We start from the raw sequence: 2,513 nt of genomic DNA on the forward strand, positions 1-2,513 counted from the left end.
GTGCTCAGCCTGGGCGAACGAGATCTGTTTCATCGGGAGGCTCTGTCAGACGGTGGCAGGAAGGTCAGATTCTACCCCACCGGTGCCGATCAGGCAGCTGTGGCGGGATTTATGCAGCGTTTCCTTAGTTGGATGCCGAACTCCTTAAAACAATCGATCATCCTGGTTTGATGTCGCCGATAGTCAAAATCAGTCATGCTGGGGCCATGGAACTCTTCGTTTGACAGCTCGATTAATTCCTCGATCCTCTTAAGGTTTTGCATATATCTTTCTGATGTCTTTAGACTTCCTTCTTGGGAATCCTTGTATGCCAAGTTGTACCATTCCATGAAATTTATAGAGTTTAAGTTTAGGTTGTCCTTTTTTGAAGCTTCTTTTTCTGAAAAATTCAGGAAAAGATTCATATGCGAAAGATGGATGTTACTATTTGTCGTCACCTTATTGTTCACGTAATTTTTACATGCTACGCCAAAACTTCCAAATGCAAATATGCCAAGTGCGATTGTTCCGGTGGTTTTAAAGATAATTAGTGAGGAGCTTATGCTTCTATAAAAATTATCGAAACACTCATTAGATAAACAAATTTCTTTGCTGTACGTTTCGCCAGCCAAAAACGTGATTATTAATACTGCTGTTCCTGCTATTAGTCCGAATAAAGCAACTCCTAAGCACGTAGCGTTAATTAGATAAAAATCTTGACTAGGATTAAGCCAGCCCTGTAATATGGTTTAATTTTATTTATACGCATTGTGATGATACTCTGGCTTAATAGCTTTTAATTTAAGCCTGAGAATATCGGCTATGTTAGGGAAGTTTCGCTGTATGATGTTCAGCTTCGCGTTTGCAGTATTGTATCTGTCATAGTACCAGCGGGTGTTCTTGTGTGTGGCGTGATAGCGCTCAAGTTTCCGTAATGTACTGCGGACTCTTCTTACATCTTGTCTTCTTGCTAAAGGCTTTATCGCCGTGAGACGATCCACTAGTTTATAATGTTGACTATGCCCGACTCGTGCTAATTTGTTAACTCTTCCCATGCAGCGATTGTAGTCTTTTCTATAAGTATGCGTAGTCCTGTAATTCGTTATCGTTGCCAACTTTTCTATTGATCTGACGGCAGCGCGGATTTTGCTTACTTCTTTTGCAGGTAGCCTCGGAGACTGGAACGATACTCTTAGGCCATGCACAATCAAAGGAGTCGAAGAGTCATAAGTTACGGAGCACTTTTCTTCATTTGTTGGAAGATCTTTTTGATCGAGCATGTCGTAAATTATTCTTTTCGCATAGCCGAAATCGTAATTGCTGACCTTGGATGAGACAGTTATATCATCTACATATCTAGTATAGGTTAGGCCTTTCTTTTGTAATCTTTGAACTACGGAATACTCTGAAAAGTTGAGCGTTAAGCACGCTAGATAGCTAGAAGTTAGTCCGCCCTGTGGCAAGCAGTCGTTAAAGGTGCAAAGGTCTGTAAGGGTTTCACTTATTTCTTTGGGGTAATGTAGAATATCTTGGAAGATGTTGATTACATGATCCCGGTGAATGTTGTCGAAAAAATCTTTGATATCTATTTTTACGCTTTGTCTGAAAAATGCCTGCGCTCGCCCATACTGCGTTAAAAATCGGCTCAAAAGGCTCATTTACTTCCCTGTAAACTCCGCTTTTTCGCCGATTTTTGCCTTGTCTGGCCATCGCTCGTCGATTTTTCAGACAGAGCTTAATAGCGACTTGGAGAGGCAGTGTTTTGAGGCACAGGCAATGTAGTCTTTTCTTACTTCTTCGTCTGTTCCTTTGTAAGAGTTAGGAATTGATCCGTAGATGTAATCAGGCCAAGAAATAATATTTTCGTTGGCAAGGATGTTTTTGTTGATTCTGGATTGGACCAATCTTATAGAGGGATGAGGGTTATAAACAGTTCTTTTAGTACCATCACTCTTTGGTATAGACCCCTTGACCTTGACATACCTCGACTCGGCAGGGATTGTTAAAGCTTTATTGAGCTGCTCACGACTTAGGTTTAGCCCTGATGCAAGGCTACCCATAGATGCAATTGAATTACTAGAGACCTTGAATTGGTGCATCACCGAGCTCTAAGGGGATTGAATAGTAGACGCTACCTACCATCACACAGGCACTACACAGCTGATCATGCTTTCGCTACCGTTAGGATGCCAAAACAGCAATCAGCTGTGCCGGCGCGTCTACCTTTGTCACGAGGTTGTGCAGGCTTTTATTCCAAGGTCCCGCCCTTCCCCCACTTCAGCTCTTTCGAGCGCCCCGAAGGGCTTCCCGGCATCCTATTAGCGGCAGCTGCCACAAGTAAGCGGTACGCTTACGCTAAGTTGAATCTACGATTTGCGTAACAATATGTCAATCACGTAGCAATTATCCCGGCTTATTCATGAGGCCGGCCCGAAAACGAAGATAGCGGATGGTATTCTCTTGAAAATTCAGTGTGTTCCGCCAAGAATCTGAACCAAGAGAGCCATCCGCTATGGGTGAAAGCCTATCCACCT

Annotated in this window: 3 protein-coding genes; all 3 read right to left on the reverse strand. The window is 42.8% G+C overall.

Annotation, left to right across the window (positions count from 1 at the left end):
• Positions 1 to 89 precede the first annotated feature (89 nt).
• Positions 90 to 725 carry a retron Ec48 family effector membrane protein gene (locus tag R3F72_RS18680; RefSeq protein ID WP_442978371.1) on the reverse strand — a complete coding sequence of 212 codons (636 nt, stop codon included), beginning with the start codon at positions 723 to 725 and terminating at the stop codon, positions 90 to 92.
• A 9-nt stretch (positions 726 to 734) separates the two neighbouring features.
• Positions 735 to 1,637, reverse strand: coding sequence for a reverse transcriptase family protein (locus R3F72_RS18385; RefSeq protein ID WP_332780462.1), 903 nt, complete (start codon positions 1,635 to 1,637; stop codon positions 735 to 737).
• A gap of 66 nt (positions 1,638 to 1,703) precedes the next feature.
• Complete coding sequence (locus R3F72_RS18390) at positions 1,704 to 2,078, reverse strand: hypothetical protein (RefSeq protein WP_332780463.1); 375 nt, start codon at positions 2,076 to 2,078, stop codon at positions 1,704 to 1,706.
• Between the last annotated feature and the right edge of the window lie 435 nt (positions 2,079 to 2,513).

It is taken from the genome of Salinicola sp. 4072, assembly GCF_036663415.1.
GTDB classification, from domain to species: Bacteria; Pseudomonadota; Gammaproteobacteria; order Pseudomonadales; family Halomonadaceae; genus Salinicola; species Salinicola salarius_A.

Bases quoted from the DNA above. Each gene is read 5' to 3' on its own strand.
- R3F72_RS18390 (WP_332780463.1), bottom strand. From the start codon at position 2,078: ATGCACCAATTCAAGGTCTCTAGTAATTCAATTGCATCTATGGGTAGC.
- R3F72_RS18385 (WP_332780462.1), bottom strand. From the start codon at position 1,637: ATGAGCCTTTTGAGCCGATTTTTAACGCAGTATGGGCGAGCGCAGGCA.